Origin of the sequence: Nitrosomonas sp., from assembly GCF_019752095.1 — a bacterium.
Taxonomy (GTDB): Bacteria; Pseudomonadota; Gammaproteobacteria; order Burkholderiales; family Nitrosomonadaceae; genus Nitrosomonas.
The window spans coordinates 1-22,801 of the sequence record NZ_JAIEMO010000043.1 but is presented as its reverse complement, the minus strand read 5'-3'; the positions used below and the strand labels follow the sequence as shown (position 1 = coordinate 22,801).

Genomic DNA, 22,801 nt, shown 5'->3' with positions numbered 1-22,801 from the left:
CCGGGGCAAGACTTCGGGGAATCGCAAGTTCATAACGTAAAATCACTAGCCTCCATGGTAATCAAGCCCGTCAAACGGATTGTCATATCGGGGGCTTGGTTGCCGTCGATATCAAAAAGCACATTAGTAACATTATTCGATGCATTCTTAACAAATCGCACTTCCGCACCTGCACCCGTAAATTTCGAGCTTCCACGAAAAACGAATGCAGCATTGCCTGCAGCGACACCATTGGCGTCAATCGCGGCCACATCGATATCATCCAACCCATGCACAAAATCCTTGATCAAATCGAATCGGCCGGTGCTGTCGTTTGCTGCAGTATAAACAAAGGTATCGGCACCGCCGCCACCTATTAACGTATCAGCACCTTTTCCACCCTTAATGTAGTCTGCTCCGCCAAATCCGTTAATCCAATCGTTCCCTGCATTACCGATCAACGTATTCGCCATCCAGTTACCTCTAATAGTATCGAGGCCTGTACCGCCAGTGGCATTTTCAATCATAACCCCATGGGCGATTGTGAATCCTCCATTGACCCCATCAACAACCGAGAGATACCCGCCACCATCCAATGCATGTTGAAGTGTCGCGGCACGCAAATCAATTGTCGAATTTTTAGTCGATGAATTACGAATGGTTTCCATACCACCGGTGTCCCAAATACACGAATAGAATGTTCCCGATACATTAATAGAACTCAAGGTATATACATCATTTCCCATCCGGTAATTAGTGTTGGCGCCATAGAGAAATTGCAAAGCCGCAATGTCGAGCGCCATAGGTGTGCCCTCATATCCATAGCCCGGAGTGATGGCAGGATCAAGCGGACCGTTAGGATTCGTTTGCCAACCATCATTATAAGTCATCATCGTATAGATACCTTGATTAAGGTTGAAATCCCCATAATCCCCAAACGGATCGGTCACTCCCAAAAAGTTTGGTCGCCCACCTCCTCCTGAGTCATGCGGATGTTTCAATCCAAGCACGTGACCAAACTCATGGATAACCGTAGTGAAGTCATATCCTCCTTGGTGGAGACTTGAATAATCATCTGATGAATAAGCGTCAAAATTGACAATCGCTGCGCCTTGACGATTGATCACCGGACCAATATCTTCACCGGGAGGAATGGAAACACCCAAACCACCTTGCACATCGGAATTACTTGCGGCACCAACAATGATGTCGGCATCCGACTGACTGGTCGCACTCATAAAATTAACATTACAAACATGCTCGATAAGCTGCATAGCATGCTGAAATGCGGTGACTTCCTGCGGATCCGTATTTGCGGTAACCGGAGTGCCTCCAAAATCAAAAACTTCATTCCCGTTGATACCCGCAATATAAACTTTCAAACGAGTCCCCATAGTTGGATCATTCCAATGATTGCCCCACAGCAAGCCATTAATGTATACATTGCCAGAAAACGGACTGGCAACCGGATTAGAAAATGCCATCTATTTAATCCCTTAAATTGTTGTGTATTGAATATTGATCTGAAAAATACAGTCCTAAACTACTCTGATATGAAACAAGTGGGTACTGCCAAGTTAACTGTATCTGCGCGATGATAGCAGAATGAAAATTCAGCGACCCTATACAAACACCATCGATTTCCATCCAAAACCATACAACATCCAGTATGGTGTTGACATCTTCCTTTAGCGAGTTAAATCGTCAAATATAACAGCTGACCTTCTAACTCGGAAAATTGCACTTATTATATGAATCCAGCTAAGCTAAAAACTGATTCTGCGTATAAATTAGTGTCTCGCACAATACAGAATTCCAGCGTTGGCTACCCTATAAAAATTAACTTGGCAATACCTTCCCGTCTCATGGCTTTTCTTCGCTCCGTTCTTTTTTTCTGACAAGTTGGGGAGGAATTTCTGGTTCTGTTATGAAATCGGTATAGCATTACTAGCGTCAGGGTTCTTTATTCACCGATGTATCATGAATCATATTTAAGCCGCCTATAATTACAATATCCTCTCTCAAATAATAAATATTATTATATACAGTAACTTGCAGGAACAGGAGCAAGCTCACGAGATTCCCATTATACGGCTAAATTTATTTAAATGGGAATAATTCCCACGCATATTTATTGACATGGGAATAATTCCCGCGTATATTTATTACGTACCTGTGAGTAATAATTCTCATTTTTAATAACTAGCATTTAAGAGAAGCTCTGAATAGGCATTTACACAAACATTTTCTGAATTTGAATTTCTCTCTTAAAAAGAGAGTTTATTTTCTTGTAAACCATAATTTAACAATAATATGCTCTTAAATATAGATTTTTGTAGTATGCATATTGCCCTATTTGTAGCTAAGTCTTTTCTATAATTCTGATTTTTAAAAGACTAAGTAAGCTAATCGCGCTAGTAAAGCTACGACTATTTTTTTATTTCCTCTTGTTTCATCATCAAATCAAACTGAAACAGGACGAATCTGCCAAATCAGGCAAATTCACAGAGTGGAAGGCTTCTTTGAAGAAAAAAGCCGCTAATTTATCGACTTATTGATTTACGCTGCTGGAATTCTTACTTTTCTCAGTTTTTTCTAATTTTCCGACAGCTCCCTAATTAGAGTGGGAAAAACCCACTTTCTTTAACAAATCAATTTATATTTTGGAGATTAGAATGGGATATATACAAACACAAAATGAATTTTATAAAAACAGCTTTCTTCGCAGTGACCATAACGTACTGACTGCTATTTTTAGGCGTCGCTAAGCGGCTGCACTCCCTTTGGTTACTACCGACAATGGTATGAATACCCCCGTTATTAACGATGCTGACTTAGTTGTTTTTACGTCGATAATCATTCCCAGTCCAAACAATATCATTCTTAAGCAGTGACATGGACTGGAGCGAATGCTTGATTTACGAGATGAGTTGGGAAGAACGATCAAGATTCGCGGCAAAGATGATCACGCCGGTGCAATCGATTGATCGCACATATATTTACAGCGAGATTCAGCATTTTGCCTCAGGGATAAAAACATGCTTATTTAGCCGCTGCTACTGAACGATTTAAGGAAAAAAAGTATGAGTAAAGAAGTTTTTGATGTCGCCATCATTGGCGCCGGCCCTGGAGGGATCAGTGCTGCAGCACGAGCCTCGCAGCAAAGTATGTCTCACGTCCTGCTTGAATCATCTGACAAGCATGCCAATACGATTCAACAGTATCAAAAAGGCAAGCATGTTATGGCCGAGCCTAACCAGCTACCATTGCGCAGTGATATTGAATTCGAAGCCGGAGATCGGGAGTCTATACTAAAGAACTGGGAACATAGCATCAACAATACCGATATCAATATTCTTTACCAAGCGGAAGTAATTTCGATCGAAGGTAATAAAAATAACTTTCGTATCGCTCTAAAATCTGGTGATTTTATCAGCGCAAAAAATATCATTCTTGCACTTGGTGTTCAGGGGAATGCTCGAAAACTTAATGTTCCTGGAGAAGATTGTTCGTTTGTTCAAAACACACTGGAATCTGCGGATGCCTATCAACAGGAAACGATAGTTATCGTTGGCGCGGGCGATTCCGCGATTGAAAATGCAATTTCACTTTCACACCACAATCGCGTTATTTTGATTAATCGGAGAAACGATTTTTCACGTGCCAAAGAAGCAAATATGAATCGTATTCTTAAGGCGATTGATACCGAGCAGATTGAATGTTTCTATGAATCAGCGATTATTGAGGTGAATCAAAATACAGCTGAGCAGAAATTTCCAGGTCAGATTGTTCTGAAAACCCCGGATAACGTTATTTCACTCGAATGTCATCGCGTCATTACCAGGCTCGGTACAGTTCCTCCAAGAAAATTTGTTGAATCTGCCGGCATTCGCTATGTTTCAGAACAACCCGATGCACTCCCAGAAATATCGCTCCATTATGAATCGAATGTGCCAGGAATATATCTCATCGGAGCATTGGCTGGTTATCCACTGATAAAGCAAGCCATGAACCAAGGCTACGAAGCGATCGAACATATCCTGGGCAACCCGATCAAGCCATCTGATCATTCAATCTTGCAGGAAAAACTCGAAATCTTAGCTTGTGGTGAGGATGTTGATAACGCTCTGACTCAGATCACACAAAATCTGCAGTTGTTTCGAGACATAAATCCTTTAAATCTGCGCGAGTTGATTATGTTGAGCGACATTATCGCACCCGAACCAGGAGACGAAATTTTTGTCCAGGGTTGTTATTCTTCAAATTTTTACAATATCTTGTGTGGAGAAGTACGGGTACATACCGATTCCGATGATGTTTTTACATTAAAACAGGGGCTTTTCTTTGGCGAATCGAGCTTGATATCAGGTCGACCTCGCCAAGCTACCGTGATTTCAGGAGAAAATTGCATCCTTCTTGTAACACCGCCGCGCGCGATGAAAAAACTGATTCGCATGGAAAAATCGGTCAACGATAGAATTAACAAAACTTCAATTATTCGTTCCCTGACACGCCTGATGCCCCATACCCCCGAAGATGTTATTCGAAACGTTGCCAAACAAACAAAAATTCATCACTTTGCTGCCAATGAAATAGTTTTCCGCGAAGGTGATCCAAGCGGTCATCTGTACTTGATACGGAGAGGTTCGATAACTTTGTCGAAGAAAACCGGAGCAAGCGAAGTCATTGTAGCCTATTGTGCCGTTGGCAGTTTTATTGGTCTGATTGGACTATCAAAAAATAGTAATCGGATGGTGGCTGCACAAGCCACGGTCACAACAGAAGCACTAAGCATTGATTACGCCAATTTTAATGAACTCTTACTGAACAATCCTAGACTTCGCGCAAAAGTTCAACAAGAGACGCAATATCAGTTGGCGCAATATCCCAGTATGCAAGCTGAGCCCAAACGAGGGGAAACGCTTTCCTTCCTAATGGATCATGGAATTGGAGAGGCAACTAACATATTGATTATCGATGAGTCACTGTGCATAGGTTGCGACAATTGTGAAACAGCTTGTGCCGTAACGCATCACGGTATTTCACGCCTGGACCGCAAAGCAGGACCATCATTTGGTTCATTGCATATCCCAACTTCCTGCCGTCATTGCGAACATCCCCATTGTATGAAGGACTGCCCACCCGACGCGATACACAGATTAGAAAGTGGCGAAGTATTCATTGATAATGACACCTGTATCGGTTGCGGAAATTGTGTGGAAAACTGTCCTTATGATGCCATAAAGATGGATGAGATAAAACAAAACGTCAGTCTATTCTCCCGTTTACTCGGGAAACGACCGCAGGTAACTTATAAAACAGCTGTAAAGTGCGATATGTGCAAGGATCTGAAAAGCGGCCCTTCCTGCGTCAATGCTTGCCCTACCGGTGCAGCCATTCGCATTCATGCTGATCAAGTTGTGCCCTTAGTCAACAAAAGAGTTACTTCACTATCTTGATTGGGATAATTGCAAATGCCAATGCATCAATCATTTATCAGTTATAAAAAATATCGATATGCCGTCTATGCAATGTTATTGTCGCTTGTGGCTATCACTGCCTACGTATTGGATTCACCGCGTCAACCATCCAATGGCGGTACTTGGTTGGGATATACGCTCGGCACACTGTCCGCTTTAATAATCGTTTTTTTAATGTGCCTCGGTGTACGCAAGCGTTCTTATCACTCTTCTCTTGGCAGCGTCACGGGTTGGTTATCCGCTCATGTCTATCTTGGTTTCGTATTACTGCTGTTAGCCACACTACACTCCGGCTTTCAATTCGGCTGGAATATTCATACGTTGACGTATGCACTAATGTGTCTAGTCATCACCAGTGGTTGCTGGGGGATTTACGCTTATCGAAGGTACCCAGAGCTGATTGTTCGTCAAAGCAATGGCTTGAGTCGTGAAATCATATTCCAAAACCTAAAAGACCTGGATACTCGCGCTTTAAGTCTCGTCACTGCTCTTGATGCTCATACCCATTATCTGCTGTTGGACGCGATTCGGCGCAGTACAATTGGGGGTAATTTTTGGGCGCAGCTGAGCGCTTATGACGGTAGCAAGATGTTGATTCCGAATGAGATGGGATCAGCCGTCACAACCAAGATTGTCGATAACAAAGGACAACAGGTGCTGATAGAAATTCTTGCAGCTAAACTAGCTAATAGCAGTAATGCCGATGAAATTAATTGCCTCCAGGAGTTATTGGAAACCACTGGAAAAAGAGCTGTTTTATTGGGAAAACTACAAAAAATAATACAACTCCAAAGTCTGCTTCAGTTCTGGTTATATTTGCACATTCCCCTATCCTTCGCATTGTTAAGCGCCTTGATAATACATATCACATCAGTCTTTATTTATTGGTAGCCGCATGCACTTTCTAATTTATCACACGGTTCGAACAGATAAAGATACCGGCAACAAAGCGTATCAGGAATTTCAGATTCAATCTCAACAATTAACCATTGGCCGTGCTCCAGATCAACACGTACAGATTGATGAACCCCTGGTAGAACTTTGTCACGCAATAATCAACCTGCATCCGGATGGGCAACTTCATGTTCAATCTCTGGCACCTGGCGGTATTCAGATCAATGGAAAATCGTACGAATCAAAACAACTTACGTCCGGCGATTCGATTCATATCGGATCTGTAATAATTACCATAGAGCAACCCCGGTCAGATCACCCTGCCGTAGCAACAATCGATTATGCTATCGGCGCTAACAAATGCAATCTGGAATCACTGCATTACACGACCTTGGGGCAAACCCGGCTGAGCAAATCTTTCTGGTCTTGGATGCTTGCAGTCAGCGTCATGCTGTTATTTTTTATAATCCCTATATCCGGTCTATTCTCGCCTTCTGTAAAGCAACTGCTTCGAGAAAGTGTGCTGCTGCCTGATGATAGCCTGTGGCTAACTGGACCACTCCATCGGTCACACCAAATAATTGGAAAAGATTGTAATGCCTGCCACACAACACCATTTAAAATGGTTCAGAATCAACAGTGTATTGAATGCCATCGTGATATTCAACATCACGTTGATGTCGCTTCGCACGATATAGATCATTTTCACGAAAATCGATGCGCTGATTGTCACCGCGAGCACAATGAACCGAGTACTTTGGTGCAGCCAGATCAACGTTTCTGCGTTGATTGCCATCAGAATCTAAAGAAACTGAAAAATGATACAGAATTAGCTGATGTATCTGACTTTGACAGCGATCATCCAGAATTCAGCTTAACGCTGCTCAAACCCTTTTTTGAAGAAACACAAACCCGCTGGCAAGCCGTTCGTATCGAACGTAATTCATTAGCAACAATTCGAGAAGAATCTTATCTGCAATTTTCTCATAAAGATCACTTGAATCCTAAAGGAATTCGATCTCCCAACGGGGATAAATTATTGGAATGCCAGGATTGCCACCGTCCCAATACCAGTCGCCGTAAAATGTTACCCATCAAAATGGAAAAGCACTGTGGTAATTGCCACAAACTCGATTTAGATGAAAACAACTTGAGCAAACAGATCCCTCATGGCGATCTTAATGAACTCTTCGATACCTTAAAAGAATATTTCAGTCATCAGTATCTGGGGCAAGATGCTCTAACAAGTTCTCAGCCAATAAAAGATCAACTTAGACGTCCAAACGTTAAGAACAGGGTTCTGAGCATTGAAGATCGTAAGCGGGCGCTGGATTGGGCGAATAAACAATCCTTAATTGCTGCTCAAGACCTAATTGAAAAAAGAGTCTGCATTGATTGTCACCATATTTATAGAATTCCAGGAAAAACAGGATTTGAAAAATGGTATGTGAAACCAGTCGTCCTCAACAGAAAATGGATGCCGTTGGCCGGTTTCAATCATGCCAAACACACAGGCGTATCTTGTAAAAGCTGTCATAAGAATGCGAAAGAATCTAAGAAAAGCAGTGATATATTGATACCAAAAATTGAAACCTGCCGTGATTGTCACGGTGGGAAAAAGGATAAACATAAGCTTCCATCTGATTGCCTAATGTGCCATAAATTTCATTTACCGAACCGGGGATTACTTGACAAGGCTCACCAGACAGTTACCGAAAAATCATCCGCCCAGAATAATTCATCCAAGCCAATGAATACCAACAAGGAATGATTTTGATGTGTTAATGCCACCGACATTAAATAATCTATTGATCCGATTTTTCTTCTTTTGCAGTCTAGGGATCTTTTTCAATGCTAGCGCTGAATCGAAGCAAACCGGAAATCTGCTTGAATCAATCTGCCCCAAGCCTGAATTTTCTGAACCGCGACGCCGACCTGGCACCATTCCACGCTTGCAGTACCAAGGCCCGACTTGTCGCCCCAATCAATTATCAACACCACGAGCTGAGGATTTCATTGATCTCACTCCTGTTCCTGATCGTTGGCGGATCGTCGAATCGCTAGGATACCCTGTTAATTGGCTGGATCCTTATAATGGTAGCAATCCATTGAAGGGCGACAGACCTATCTTTGGTGATGATTGGTTCATTAGCCTTAATGCAGTGTCAAGCTCTAGACTTGAAGCTCGCCATACTCCGACTACCCGAGTGATCAATAATGATGTAATGGATAGCAAGTCTTCTTTTCGCACAGAAAACCAATTTTTGTTTAACCAGAATCTCAGTTTCGACACTGTCATTTATAAGGGTGACACCGTATTTCGTCCTCCAGAGTATAAATTCCGATTCACACCTGTGATCAACTATAACCAAATCAATAACGGTAGCATCGTCCACGAAGAAAGCTCATTTGCAGTGCAAGGGCTTTATGCAGAGAAGTATTTGCGCGATGCTTCAGATCGATATGATTTCGACAGCATCCGTGTCGGGATTCAACCATTTACCAGCGACTTTCGTGGTTTTCTGCTGCTTGATCAGCAACTCGGTGTGCGTCTGTTTGGGACCCGCGCCAATAATACCTTTCAATACAATTTCGCCTGGTTCCGTCGCCTTAGAAAAAATAGCCAAAACCAGAATGATCTTAGCAGGGATCTACCTGATAACGATGTATATCTCGCTAATTTGTATTGGCAGGATTTATTTAAATTGGGATTTATGTCCCAATTCATCGTGGCCTATAACCGAAGTCGTGAAAAAGGAACAGGCATTATCGCGGATAATTCTTTCCGTGGCCAATCCGCCACTTTCAAGGAAAACGCTCAACATGATTACGATGTCGTCTATCTCGGTTACAACGGCGACGGTCGTTTCGGACGCATCAATTTAACCACCTCAATTTATTACGCCGTCGGAAAAGAATCAAAAGGTATGTTCGTCGATAGGAATACCGACGTCAGAGCGCTTTTTGGTGCTGGCGAAATATCGATAGATTTTGACTGGTTTAAACCACGATTATCTGCTTTATACGCCTCGGGTGATGATGATCCGTTCGATCGTACTGCACAGGGTTTTGATGGAATCTCTGAGAACCCAATTTTCGCAGGAACAAATTTTGGTTTTTTCAACCGCCAGGGACTCCCCTTGCTGGGAAATACAATCAGCTTAAAAAGAAATAATACTTTTTTTAACGCATTGCGTTCGCAAGCTGATCCAGGACAATCAAACTTTACTAACCCGGGCATCAATATGATAGGACTCGGAGTGGATATCAATGTACTACCTGAACTTAGAATTTCACTAGAAGCAAACCAAACTTGGTTTGATAAAACTGCAGTGCTTGAGGCAGTGCTTGGAAAACAAAATATCGCCAGAAACATTGGTCAGGATATTTCACTCACTGCAATCTATCGACCTTTTGCGACACAAAATTTGATTGTAAGCTTATCAGCAGCCGCATTGATCCCAGGTAAAGGATATCAAGACATATATGACGGGCAAATACCCTTTTCATTTTTCTCCAACATTATTTTGAGCTATTAATATGACTGTACAGAAATTTTACCGACTATTAATTATCGCATTAACCTGCCTGCTTTCAATTGGCACTGCGTCTTTGGCAGTGGCCCAAATTGCTGATACGGAAGATAAGTATCCGCGCTTTCCTGCTGCACCAGATACTCAGACTCCAGAACATGTAATTGGAAAAAGCGAGGGTTGTTTAAGCTGTCATAAGCAAATGGATAGCAAGACGATGCACAAGAATCCAGCTGTAAAACTGGGATGTGTTGATTGTCATGGGGGTGATGCCAGTGTATTTTTGTCGGAAAATCTGCCACTTGATAATCCTGAGTATGCCGCACAACGTAACCGTGCGCATGTGCTGCCCCGGTTTCCTGAAAAATGGAATTTTCCCAGCAGCGCGAATCCCGAGCGTAGCTATACGTTGCTCAATCGCGAAAACCCAAATTACATAAGATTTGTAAATCCCTCGGATTATCGGGTGTCAAAAGAATCCTGCGGCGCTTGTCATCTAGCTATTGTTGAAGCAACCAAACGTAGCATGATGTCAACCGGAGTTATGCTCTGGGGCGGCGCGTCATATAATAACGGCATTTTACCATTTAAAAATTATATAGTTGGCGAAGCTTATACTTTTGATGGGCGAGCTGCCATTATCGAGGGACCGCTACTTTCTGATCCTGAGGGAGCAAAACTTAAACATGGTGTACTTCCAAAACTGATGCCGCTCCCGACTTGGGAAACGGTGAAGCCTGGGGATATCTTCCGGGCATTTGAACGCGGCGGCCGTACCGCTGACAATCTCTTTCCCGAGACTGGCCTGCCTAATCTTAGCGGAAACTTCCAACAATTGATCGAGCCTGGCAATCCGGATATCCGTCAATCTAACCGCGGTCCCGGCACTGGAGGACGTATCGCCGTACCGGTATTGAACATTCATAAAACACGCTTGAATGATCCATTTACCTGGTTTATGGGCACTAATGATCAGCCTGGAGATTATCGCAATTCCGGTTGCGCTTCATGTCATGTCGTTTACGCAAATGATCGTAATCCTTTACATTCTGGACCCTACGCAAAATTTGGCCATCTTGGTAAGAGCCAAACCATAGATCCGACCATTAATAAAGAAGTATCGGGGCATCCCTTAACTCACCAATTCACTCGGGCCATTCCCACCAGCCAATGTATTGTATGTCACATGCATCAACCCAATATGTTTATGAATACCTTTATGGGCTATACCATGTGGGATTATGAATCGGATGCCCCTCACATGTGGCCCAAGGATCAGAAATATCCGAGCGCAGAGGAGATTCGGGCCATCAACGATCGCAATCCAGAAGGTGCCGCGCCCCGAGGAAAGTGGGGCGATCTTGATTTTTTAATCCAAGTTAGCGAAATGAATCCTAAGCTCAAAGATACACAATTTGCAGATTACCACGGTCACGGGTGGAATTTTCGCGCCGTTTTTAAACGTGATCGAAAAGGAAACTTACTGGATGAAGATGGGCATATTGTCGGCGATAACGATCCGGATAAATTTAACAAAGCTGTCCACATGACTTCTATTCACATGGAAAAAGGAATGCACTGCGTGGATTGTCATTTTTCCCAGGACAACCACGGCAATGGTCACATTTATGGTGAAGTAGCATCAGCCATCGAAATTGATTGCGTAGACTGCCACGGCACCATTACCGATTATCCGGCGCTACGAACATCTGGCCCCGCTGCACCACCCACCGGCAACGATTTATCGCTGTTACGTAATCCAGATGGACGCAAACGTTTCGAGTGGCGCAACGACAAACTGATTCAGCGCTCACTCCTCAATCCTGGCATGGAATGGACCGTGTCCTTGGTCAAAGATAGTGTTGATAAGACATCAAAGCACTACAATGAAAAATCGGCGCGGGCTAAATTAATGAGCCGCAATACCCAAACCCAACAATGGGGAAGTGATGTTGCGGATGATCAGCTAGCGCATCACCAGGATCGTATGGAGTGCTATACCTGCCACACCTCCTGGACGACGAGTTGCGGTGGCTGTCACCTACCGTCTGAGGCAAACTGGAAAACCGAAGGACATCACTACGAAGGCGCAATAACCCGGGTATTCGCTACCTACAATCCTCAGGTTGCGCGCGATGAAATGTTTATGCTCGGTCGCCATGGCAAAGTCAGCGGTGCACGCATTGCGCCGGTGCGTTCTAGTTCCGCTCTGGTTGTGTCATCCACAAACGCTAATCGAGAAAAAATATATACCCAGCAGCCTCCCATTTCATCCAGCGGATATAGTTCTCAGGCATTCAATCCGCATTTTCCGCACACCACGCGTAAAACCGAAACCAAGACCTGTGAGGACTGTCATCTCTCCGCAAAAAACGATAACAATGCCATCATGGCACAGCTCCTGTTGCAAGGTACCAACTTTATCAATTTTGTGGGTCATCATGCCTGGATAGGAACTGAAAATGGCGTGGTCGCAGCCCAGGTTACCGAATGGGATGAACCTCAAGCAGTAATTGGCAGTTACTTGCATAAATATGCTTATCCCGATTGGTATAAACGTCACCAGAATAATCAACAAAAATTGCAGACGGGCTATCGTCATGAAGGAAATCCCAGTGCGTGTGTACAGGTTCGCGGAGAGTACCTTTTTTCAGCTCAAGGTAGCAGCGGAATGCAGGTATTCGATATCGCCAGCATAGGCAATAAGGGCATCAGTCAGCCGATTGTCACCGGCCCTTTTAGTCCACTGGGTCACAACACTCGAATCAACTCTGAAAATGCCACATGTGTTGCACTGCCGACCAATCAACCAATTCATCCTGAACGTAATCAGGGTAAATTGATGCGTGAGGACAACCAGGAACAACCGTTTCATCCCATATACAACTATGCTCTGATCACCGACAGTCAAGAGGGATTGATTCTAACGGATGTCAACACCCTCTCAGACGGCGAGTTACGCAACAACTTTCTCAAACGATCACTAACCTGGAATAAAGATGGTGTATTAAACGGTGCGCGGCATATTACCATTGGTGGTCATTATGTTTATATCATTGCTGATGCAGGATTGGTAATTCTCAATTTGAATGATCCTCTAGAACCGATACTTGAGAGTGTCGTCGCGCTCAATGATGGTCGCGCATCAGCGCTTCAATTTCGCTATCTTTTTGTTACAGACAGTGAAGGTTTAAAAGTTATCGAAATTACCGACAAAGCCCATCCGTATTTGCTGACAAATAACCAGATATCATTAAAACAAGCGGGACGAATTTACCTTGCTCGAACCTATGCTTACATTGCAGGAGGCAACGAGGGACTGGTAATTGTCGACATAGAAAAACCAGAGCAAATTAAACTCTACCAGTCATACAATGCAGATGGACAGCTACGCGATGCTCGCGATGTAGTTGTCGCGACCACCAATGCCAGCCTTTTTGCCTATGTCGCCGATGGCGCGGGTGGGCTTAAAATTTTGCAACTGACCTCACCAGAGAGCCAGCCCAAATTTTATGGGTTTAGTCCTGAACCAAAACCGGAGTTGATTGCCCACTATGAGACTAAATCTCCAGCGTTGTCATTATCCAAGGGGCTTGATCGTGATCGCGGTGTTGATGAAACAGGACATCAGATCGCGGTATTTGGCCGGCTCGGTTCTCGCCCGCTCAACCTTGAAGAAATGCAACGCTTTTATTTAGACAAAAATCAGAAACCCTGGTTTGTAAAAAATGAGTAACCCCATGTTCTCAAAAAGTTACATACTTATCGGCGTATTGAGCTTGTTTCTGGTCGCCTCTGTTAGCGGTGCTCCGCTACTGCCTTATCAATCTTCGGAAAAACATCTGGGTGTAGCAACTTGTGCATCTTCAGTTTGCCACGGATCCATTCAGGCCAATGAGAATTATAAAATCGCGCTCAATGAATATGTCATCTGGTCTCAACGTGACAGGCACGCTAAAGCATATGAGACGTTACTCAGCAAGGATTCCAAGGCTATCGCAGCAAAGCTCGGGTTGCGTAATGCGCATACAGCCAAGATTTGTCTGGATTGTCATGCGGATAATATCCCCAAAGAGAAACGGGGCAAGGGTTTTCAATTAACTGACGGTGTCGGCTGCGAAGCTTGCCATGGCGGATCGGAAAACTGGATCGATACCCATACAAACAAAGAGTCTAGCCATCTAGAAAATATTAAACAGGGAATGTATCCAACAGCCAATTTAGTAGATCGTGCAGCACTTTGTTTATCCTGCCACTATGGTAATGACGACAAGTTTGCAACTCACCAGATTATGGGTGCTGGACACCCTCGGTTGAGCTTTGAACTGGACACATTCCAGGCTTTGCAACCACCTCATTTCCAGATTGATGAGGATTACAGGAAACGTAAACCAATAGCCTCCCACGCAAAAACCTGGGCATTCGGTCAAATCGCTGCAGCACAATCGCAGTTACGTATGTTGCAGGGACCTTTGATTAGTCAGCCTCTGGTTTTTCCGGAACTCGCTCTTTTTGATTGTCATTCCTGTCACAACAATTCAATGCATAAATTAGACTGGCAGCGCCGAATGAATTCGGTCCGCATTAAACCTGGCACCGTGCCGATTGCAGATGGGCATCTCCGTATGGTCATCGTTATCGCCCATCAGGTGGATAGAAAAATTGCCAGAAAACTTATAGAATTGTCCGAGGCGTTGCAGATAGCCAGTGGTGAGAATCGTTCTCGGATTGTGGCGGTAAGCCATCAGCTACTAAGTATTGTTGAAAAGCTGAACCATGATTTAGCTGCCATAGAGCTTGGCAACTCAGAAAAAGAACAAATACTTTACAACCTAATTAATATGGGTATTGAAGGAGCATTTCGTGACTATATCGGTGCCGAGCAAGCTGTTATGGCAATTGAATTGATCATCATTGATATGAACAAAAATGAACAATCTCGACGTCAGATTGACGATTTGTACAAACAAGTCGAAAACGATGAAACCTACCAGCCTGCCCGATTTGTGGACACACTACAAAAGCTGAAAGCCGCATTAAATTAAACGGTACTGCCAAGTTAACTGTACCCGCGCGATATTGGCAGAATTGTCAATCAGCATTTAAATTTTTCCAGTTTTTCAAAAAACAGCGTCCAAGTTTACCAGTTTAATTTTCATGCCATTGTTTTTACAGCTTAGTCTGTTTCATAATAGACGCTGACTCTGGAAAATACTGGAAGCAGATTGACAGCTTAAAAATAGTAATTCGCACACGACACGATATTCTAAAATATTTGAGGAGAATGAATACGATGAAATTGTACGATTATGATTATAGTTTGGATAACCTGGAGGTTTCAATGATGGCATATAAAGACCTGTTACAGATTTTGTACCAGAATTTCACAAAACATAGAGCATCAAGATTGGCAGGAATTCTCAGCCTATTACTCATACTCAGCGGTTGCCAGACGATATTAACCCCCGAACAGACCACCACAACATTTTGGAAAGCGATGACGAATGGCGATCTCGAATCCGCCAGAAAATATACGACCTTGGAGACTCAATATTTTGTGACTAAACAAGAAAATATTATGGGAGCGTCACTAGAAACTGGCGTGATCGTCATTGATGGCCTCACTGCGAAGGTTGTAACTGTCATGACGTTGAAAAACTCCGAAAGCAATAAAGCTTTATCTTTCGATACTGTTTTATTAAAAGAAAACGATGCATGGAGAATCGATTATCGGCAAACCCTCAATAACCTTTCAACACTGCCTTTCGGGGAGGTTATTAATAGTCTGCGGGCAATTGGCGATGTCATTAACAAAAAGATGGAGCAACAAATACCCTTTTTTGAAAACCAAATTAAATCTTTTAGTGATCAACTGATACAGCAATTGGATGAATTTCGCCATCAGTTGGAAAAAGCCAACCCCACTGAAAAACAATAGTCTTTTCCTCATGGTGTGGTTTAACACTGTAATATGTTAAACAGTGGGAGGATTCAAACACCGACTGCAACAACTAAATTTAGTAAATTAAAATAGCTTGTAACTATGGTTTAAAGTAGGCGTTTTTCTAAAAATATTCAAAAATAAAGCACCCCGCCGCAAGCAGCGAGGTATTAAAAGCGCTCTTCAGACTGCTGGTTTTCAACCAGCCTTCGCCCCAAGGGGCGAGGAATTAAACCCGGAAGAGATTAAATTAGGAGATTGTATGCACTACGTTATTTCTACTACTTGGGTGTTGTTGCCAGGATAATCGTAACGGCTAAAATGCTTTGACCAATTGCGATAGTTTCCCAAGACTATAACGGCAAGAAAACAGACCCTTAAAATATGACTAACGCCGCGATGTGAAGCGCCTTGACTATATAGTGACAGTGCCAGTTGATCCATACGGGCGCTATCTTGCTTGATGATTTACAGAGTCAATAGATAAAACTGACCGCGCCGATCTCTTGGAATCTTAATATCAAAGCGCCCTTGCAGGTGATTGATAAAACGACTGTAAAACCCGTTGCCTTTGTTTTTCAACGATTCATTCAGAAATACTGCTCACTCAGATTCCATCATACTTTCAAATACTTGACAGAGTATTGTTTGCACATCCAGTGTTTGTCCTTGATGCAAATTCTTTATCGCTTCATCTAAAAATTCTTGGTATGCTTGCTTTACGGGCATGTTCGATCCTTTGCGTTTTAATTACGCGATTTCTTGTCAAATTCAGATCCTACATGCCTACTCCAGACACAATTAAATTTACACTACCAACTGGCGCATCATCGAAAATTCAAAACACGACAACAAACAATTCAGGAAATTACCAAACATATAGGAATCTTTTATAACCAACAGCATAAGAAAGAAAGACTTGGCTATCTATCGCCAGCATAATTTACCCAGCGATACTATGCAAATCTAGCTGCCGCTTAACTATATGGACTCCATTATTGACAACACATATCACATCAAGTGATTTACCCCAGTCTGTAGCAATCGAGATTCCTCATTGCGTTTGGAAGGACGATGTGGGTTGTTCAGCGCTTCCTTAAGGCAGGCAGGACGGGGCTCTAATGATGCTGGTTCATCGCACCAACAAACTGAATTGCTCGCGCAAGCTCTCGATGGTATCTGGCTCGCCGAGAACGCGAAAGTAAGCGCCTTCATCATCTGCAAGCTCCTCTAGCACCTGGCAGTTTGTATAAATGGCTCCACGTAGTTCCTGCCCTGACCAAGCAAGAAAAAATTCAGCTTCAATCAGATTCTGCTGGAAAAACTCGACGATCTTCTGGTACAGTCGCGCGATATCATCGGAGCGACGAGCACTCATTACGATACAATCCGGATATTGTGTCTGCAAGATTGTTTCGCATTCGATCTGCGTTGCGGTATCGCCGACGTGGTCGATTTTATTGAATACGCGGATGCGCGGCACGACATTTGCGCCGATTTCCTCAAGCACCTGTTGAGTAACCTCGAGCTGACGCTCAAACCCAGAATCGCTGGCATCAATGACGTGGAGCAACAAGGATGCGTCAAGCGCTTCGTCAAGAGTTGATTTGAATGAGGCGACGAGCCCGTGCGGCAGATTCTTGATGAAACCGACTGTGTCGCTGACAAGTATGCGCGGCACACTCTCTGGATGGAGGGCCCGTACTGTGGTATCTAGCGTAGCGAAAAGTTTATTTGCAACCAGTACCTCGCTTCCCGTAAGCGCCCGCATCAAGGTGGATTTACCGGCGTTGGTATAACCGACCAGAGCTACACTGGCGAGTCCCTGGCGTTCTTGTCGCCGTGCGCGCTGTATCTTGCGCTCGGCATCCATCGTGACAATCTCTTGTTGTAGTTCGGAGATACGGTCGCGGATCTTGCGTCGATCCAATTCGGTGTGCGATTCGCCAGCGCCACGACCGCCGGTGCCACTGCGTTGCCGTCCTTGCGGTCCTGCAAGCTTTGCCGCTTCACGTAGACGCGGCGCCATGTAACCGAGGCGCGCAATTTCCACCTGGGCGCGTGCAGCGCGAGAACGGGCATTACGGTGGAAAATTTCAAGAATCACCATCGTGCGATCCATTACTTCGCAGCCGACCCCATTTTCAAGGTTACGCGCCTGCGATGGTGAGATCTCGTGATCGACCAGAAGAGTGCTGATGTCTTGGCTATCAGGATTAGGAGGTATTTCTTCGAACTCGGAAAATCCGGTTTCATGATTCACGAAGCTGCGAATTTCCTCCCGCTTGCCAGCACCAAGGTAAGCTGTCGTGTCGAAGCTGTAGCGTTTTTGTATAAATGTGTTGATGACCTTATAACCCAGTGTCTTGGCAAGTTCACGCAACTCAGCCAGCGATGCCTCAAACTCAATATCGTTCACATTCGGTAGCTGAACTGCCGCTACGACAGCAATCCTCGATCTTTCTTTGACTTCTATTGGCATTGGAAAATGTGCTTCCTGGATGGTCGGGATCGGATACTACCTGAAAAGGTTTCCGGTGCATTCACTAAAACCGGTGTGTGATTGGAAAGGCGGAAACTAAGATCTTGTTCTATGAGGCGATAACGACCGAATTACTAATAAAATTATCTATAACTCAAATTGCGAGATCTCTGCAACAATAATTCGCAGCTATTCTACCACCAATTTTCATCTGAAATTATTCAGTATGCAGTGTGGCATTATTATCGATTTAACTTAAATCATCGAGATATCGAAGACTTGTTGACAGCAAAGGGAATCGTTGTAACTCATGAATCGATTCGCCTTCAAACGATTTCTCAGGAAACGCCGAAATGAACCGAGGAAAATCTTCACTGATAAGTTGAAAAGTTACGGTGTCGCTCACCGATAACTTGTTCCCGATACGATGCACGATACTTCTCAATAGGCCAACAATCGCGCCGAACTTCCACATTAGCCAACACGGGTAAGAGAACGAGGCATGCGCCGATTCAAGTCTCAGCGATTCCTAGAGTCCTACTGTGTACAATCTATTTAATCTTGGCCATAATCTAGTATCTGCCAGCTATTACCGGAATCTGAGACAAGGAACCATTGCGTGTTGGGAAAATATTACCTCAGCTTAAGGTCAGTAAATGCAGTGTCTTGGACATTCTACGAAAGTTAATTTGGTGATACCATTCGAAGGCATGTAAAAACTAGAGAAAAATGTAGCATTATCGCAATACTTGCCCACCTACTTAATCGGATCTAGTTCAGTTCTGAACTAGATCTACAAATAAGATATTGCACATCTTCAGTGCATATCAATTAAACCAGCCGTAGCGGCGGCTCGCTCATCAAAGCAATCTGCTCTCGCAGCTCCAGAATGCGCTCTTGCCAGTAACGCTGCGTATTAAACCAGGGAAAAGCTTGCTTGAAAGCGAGATCATCCCACCGCTGCGCCAGCCAGGCGGAATAGTGAATCAGGCGCAAAGTGCGCAGTGCTTCGATCAAATGTAGCTCGTGTAAATCAAAATCGTAAAAGTCTTCATACCCAACCAGCGCATCATTCAATTGCCGCGCCATATCAGCATGATCGCCTGACAATAACATCCATAGGTCTTGTATCGCCGGCCCCATGCGGCTATCGTCAAAATCCACGAAGTGCGGGCCATTATCCGTCCACAATACATTGCCCGCATAGCAATCGCCATGCAGGCGCAGCGCTTTTACACTACTACCGGCCCGTTCAAAACAGTAACGGACACCACTCAATGCTTGTTCGGCTACGCTGCGGTACGCAGCATCAAGGTCGGCAGGAATAAAACTGTTGGATAGCAAGAAATGAAGCGGTTCGTCTCCGAAACTTGCGATATCGAGCGTAGGACGATGCTGAAACGGTTTGATTGCACCAATGGCATGAATGCGACCAAGAAAGCGTCCCATCCATTCCAGCGTATTGCGGCCTTCAAATTCAGGTGGTCGCCCGCCGTGTCTGGTAAAAACGGCAAAGCGGAATCCTTCGAAGCTATGCAGTGTTTTTCCATCGACTATCAAAGCGGGTACCACGGGAATTTCTCGATCAGCCAATTCCTGCATGAAAGTATGCTCTTCCAGGATGGCCTCATCCGTCCAGCGTCCAGGGCGATAGAATTTTACAATTAGCGGCAAATCTTCTTCCATGCCAACCTGATAAACGCGGTTTTCATAGCTGTTAAGCGCCAGTAGATGACCATCGCAGTGGTAACCAAAACTGTCTAGCGCGTTCATGACGCAATCAGGGGTCAGTAAAGAAAAAGCTGGTGTAGTCACTGTGTAAGTCCTTTGTGCATTTTAATTCTTCTGTACACGATTCTGCCGAATGGGCGATTCTGGTCTTGCTTGTGGCTTGTTACTTCTCTTTATATTATCACTCCTCCTCGATCTTGCTGCGGAGCGATTTTCTTCGGCCCTGTATCGCCTTGCTTTCCAGTCGTTTTATCTTGGAAGCTTTGGTTGGTTGGGTAGGTGTTCGAAGCTTTATTGGCACCATGACGCTTTTGATAATTTCCCGTAATCGATTGAGTGCATCTGCTTTGTTCTTGGCTTGACTGCTATACCGCTGCGCCTTGATGATAATGATACCTTCGCTGCTGATGCGGCTGTCCTTTAATTGCAATAACTTTTCCTTGTAGTGTTCGGGCAGTGATGAAGCCTTAATATCAAACCGCAAATGGATCGCGGTTGATACTTTATTGACATTCTGCCCGCCGGAGCCTTGTGAACGTACCGCTTGAATCTCGATTTCGATCAACGGAATCGCGAAGTTACTGGATATTTTTAAGTGGGCTAAGGTTTCCATTTCTATTTATCTGCTTCGATTGATCAATGGTCCATTAACCACTAGTATTCTATTGAGCCATGGGCAAGGCGAACATCAACAACTACCGGTGGGAGTCACATTGCCGATATCTATTTCAGCCACCGATGGCAGCCTGAATTATAATTCGCCACCTACAAGTCTTTGCCTCATGGAAAAAAACTGTTCAGCATAAAGACAATAATCTCAATGTAGTGTGCCCTGCGAGAATTAATCCTGCAATATCAATTTTTGCAAAACAATGCAGTAAAATCAGTTAAACATAACGCTAGTCAGCATAATGTACAGCATTGCCACCATTCTTTTTAACGACATACATTGCTATATCGGCTTGACGTAATAATTGTTGCTCATCAGTGCCATGCCGCGGAAATAGAGCGATACCGATACTGGGAAATATTTGTCGTTGACTGTTGGCCAATGTGAACGAAGGCTGTAGTGACAATCGTATTTTTTCTGCTATCTGCGCCACGACAGTATCGTTGTCAATATGCTCCAGCAGAATGACGAACTCATCGCCGCCAAAGCGAGCTATTGTGTCTGTCTGACGTAAGCACGTCTGCATACGCTGCGCTGCTTGCTGCAGCAATAAATCGCCTTCGCTGTGGCCACACTCGTCATTGATCTGTTTGAACTTATCCAAATCGAGATACAGCAAGGCAAGTATGCCCTGATCGCGCCGATTTCGTGCCAGCGCAGATTGCATGCGATCGTGAAACAGTTCTCGATTTGGTAAGCCGGTTAAGCGATCATACAATGCCATTTGTTGTAATCGCGCCAGCATTTGTTTACGTTCAATTGCCAATGCGACCTGCGTGGAAATAAACTCCAATACATCAATCTCTGCAGCGCTGTATGTGGTTTTATAGATGTCATTCTGTAAAATGAGAGCACCAATTACTGCCTGATGAGACTTCAGCGGCACACCCAGCCAGTTAAGCATAGTGCCTGCCACGATTTTTTGCAGTTGCTCTGTCTGATTATCGGGTGTAACCAACAAGGATTTTCCTCGGCGGATTACTTCATCGCACAAGATCGCAATATCAATTTCATCGATGCCGGATTTAATAGTACTGTAAGGAAAGTGAACCATGTTATGTTCATTGCCAAGCAATGCAATAGCGAAATATTGTGTCGGCATCAGCCGAGCAATAATCTGATGTATACTGCGATACAAGGTCAATAAGTCTTCGGTCGAAAAGGCTGCTTCAGAGATCGCATATAAAGCCATCTGCCTTGCTTCAGCCTGCTTGCTTCTGGTGATATCTCGCCCTACAGCGACCCGACGCTGATCAGTATGCGATCTACGCGCAGACCAAAGCAAGTGTACTATCTGCCCATCTTTGCGGATATAGCGGTTTTCAAAATCAACCTTGATAACCCCGCTGTTTATCTCACTAGCCGCTTGTAAAGTGCTCTTACGATCATCCAGATGTACCAGTTCAATCATTGGTCGCCCCAGCATTTCTTCCGATGTATATCCAAAAATACGTTCAGCACCGGAACTGACGTACTCAAAACAACCATCTTTATCTACCACGCAAATGACATCAAGCAGTAAATCAATATAATTAGTCAACGCCTTGTAGCTGTCAGTGTTCATAATAGAAATTGTTTCTGGCTCAGACCATGTGGTTTATTTGCTCGATTGGCTGGGTATTTGTAGCAAATTGGATTGAATCGGACCGACTTTGAACTGCCCCCCAGAAGTTGGACGTTTAAAAATAGCTGACTGCGTTGCAAACTGTGACCTATAGTCTACCGGACTCAGTCCGTTCAGTTTGAGCTTTATCCGCTTCATGGTTGTAATAACGAATGTAGTCATGCACTCCTGCGTCAAGCTGCTCAATGCTGTCAAATTCGGTGAGGCGGAAAAATTCTGCTTTCAATGTGCCGAAGAAACTTTCGATAGCAGCAATATCGAAGCAATTGCCTTTTCGCGACATGCTTTGTGTAAGACCGTATTTGGAAATCATTTTACGATAAGGAAGCATTTTATACTGCCAACCCTGGATGCCCTTCTAAATGTCAAGCGGCAATTTGTGCGCTATTGATTAAATTATTTCTCTTTCTCAAAGTGTAATATACCTCTCTTGCTATATAACGTTTAACACAGCGAAGTGCTTCAAG

The 22,801-nt window shown here is 44.0% G+C and carries 13 protein-coding genes and 1 pseudogene; 7 read left to right on the top strand and 7 right to left on the bottom strand.

The genetic code is table 11. The features are described from left to right. Positions 1 to 29: 29 nt before the first annotated feature. A complete protein-coding gene (locus tag K2Q13_RS12360; RefSeq protein ID WP_292921459.1) occupies positions 30 to 1,463 on the bottom strand; it encodes a M10 family metallopeptidase in 1,434 nt (477 codons plus the stop codon). A gap of 1,599 nt (positions 1,464 to 3,062) precedes the next feature. On the opposite strand from K2Q13_RS12360, the gene K2Q13_RS12355 reads away from it, so the two are divergent. The 7 genes from K2Q13_RS12355 (at position 3,063) to K2Q13_RS12325 (ending at position 15,824) form a co-directional block, all read left to right on the top strand. Continuing rightward, positions 3,063 to 5,438 carry an NAD(P)-binding domain-containing protein gene (locus tag K2Q13_RS12355; RefSeq protein ID WP_292921458.1) on the top strand — a complete coding sequence of 792 codons (2,376 nt, stop codon included), beginning with the start codon at positions 3,063 to 3,065 and terminating at the stop codon, positions 5,436 to 5,438. A gap of 15 nt (positions 5,439 to 5,453) precedes the next feature. After that, entirely contained in the window at positions 5,454 to 6,350 is an 897-nt protein-coding gene (locus K2Q13_RS12350; RefSeq protein ID WP_292921457.1) for a hypothetical protein, read from the top strand. A gap of 4 nt (positions 6,351 to 6,354) precedes the next feature. After that, positions 6,355 to 8,124, top strand: a complete 1,770-nt coding sequence (locus K2Q13_RS12345; RefSeq protein WP_292921456.1) for an FHA domain-containing protein — start codon at positions 6,355 to 6,357, stop codon at positions 8,122 to 8,124. 13 nt (positions 8,125 to 8,137) lie between these two features. Beyond that, the gene (locus tag K2Q13_RS12340; protein WP_292921455.1) at positions 8,138 to 9,892 is read left to right on the top strand and encodes a hypothetical protein; all 1,755 of its coding nucleotides are present in this window, start codon (positions 8,138 to 8,140) and stop codon (positions 9,890 to 9,892) included. A gap of 1 nt (position 9,893) precedes the next feature. Next, a complete protein-coding gene (locus K2Q13_RS12335; RefSeq protein ID WP_292921454.1) occupies positions 9,894 to 13,622 on the top strand; it encodes a hypothetical protein in 3,729 nt (1,242 codons plus the stop codon). 4 nt (positions 13,623 to 13,626) lie between these two features. After that, positions 13,627 to 14,931: a multiheme c-type cytochrome gene (locus K2Q13_RS12330; RefSeq protein WP_292921452.1), complete on the top strand. Its 1,305-nt coding sequence runs from the start codon at positions 13,627 to 13,629 to the stop codon at positions 14,929 to 14,931. A 239-nt stretch (positions 14,932 to 15,170) separates the two neighbouring features. Next, positions 15,171 to 15,824: a hypothetical protein gene (locus K2Q13_RS12325; RefSeq protein WP_292921450.1), complete on the top strand. Its 654-nt coding sequence runs from the start codon at positions 15,171 to 15,173 to the stop codon at positions 15,822 to 15,824. A 606-nt stretch (positions 15,825 to 16,430) separates the two neighbouring features. Here K2Q13_RS12325 and K2Q13_RS12320 read toward each other — a convergent pair. The 6 genes and pseudogenes from K2Q13_RS12320 to K2Q13_RS12295 form a co-directional block, all read right to left on the bottom strand. After that, a complete protein-coding gene (locus K2Q13_RS12320; RefSeq protein WP_292921449.1) occupies positions 16,431 to 16,556 on the bottom strand; it encodes a hypothetical protein in 126 nt (41 codons plus the stop codon). Positions 16,557 to 16,959: 403 nt separating this feature from the next. Beyond that, entirely contained in the window at positions 16,960 to 18,309 is a 1,350-nt protein-coding gene (gene hflX, locus K2Q13_RS12315; RefSeq protein WP_292921447.1) for a GTPase HflX, read from the bottom strand. A gap of 831 nt (positions 18,310 to 19,140) precedes the next feature. Further along, positions 19,141 to 20,124 carry a serine/threonine protein kinase gene (locus tag K2Q13_RS12310; RefSeq protein ID WP_292921445.1) on the bottom strand — a complete coding sequence of 328 codons (984 nt, stop codon included), beginning with the start codon at positions 20,122 to 20,124 and terminating at the stop codon, positions 19,141 to 19,143. Positions 20,125 to 20,221: 97 nt separating this feature from the next. Continuing rightward, positions 20,222 to 20,653 (bottom strand): alternative ribosome rescue aminoacyl-tRNA hydrolase ArfB, encoded by a 432-nt coding sequence (arfB, locus tag K2Q13_RS12305; RefSeq protein ID WP_292921444.1) that lies wholly within the window; start codon positions 20,651 to 20,653, stop codon positions 20,222 to 20,224. Positions 20,654 to 20,939: 286 nt separating this feature from the next. Next, entirely contained in the window at positions 20,940 to 22,274 is a 1,335-nt protein-coding gene (locus K2Q13_RS12300) for a GGDEF domain-containing protein (protein ID WP_292921443.1), read from the bottom strand. 141 nt (positions 22,275 to 22,415) lie between these two features. Then, positions 22,416 to 22,683, bottom strand: a pseudogene (locus K2Q13_RS12295) (IS3 family transposase); the annotation flags it as partial. Between the last annotated feature and the right edge of the window lie 118 nt (positions 22,684 to 22,801).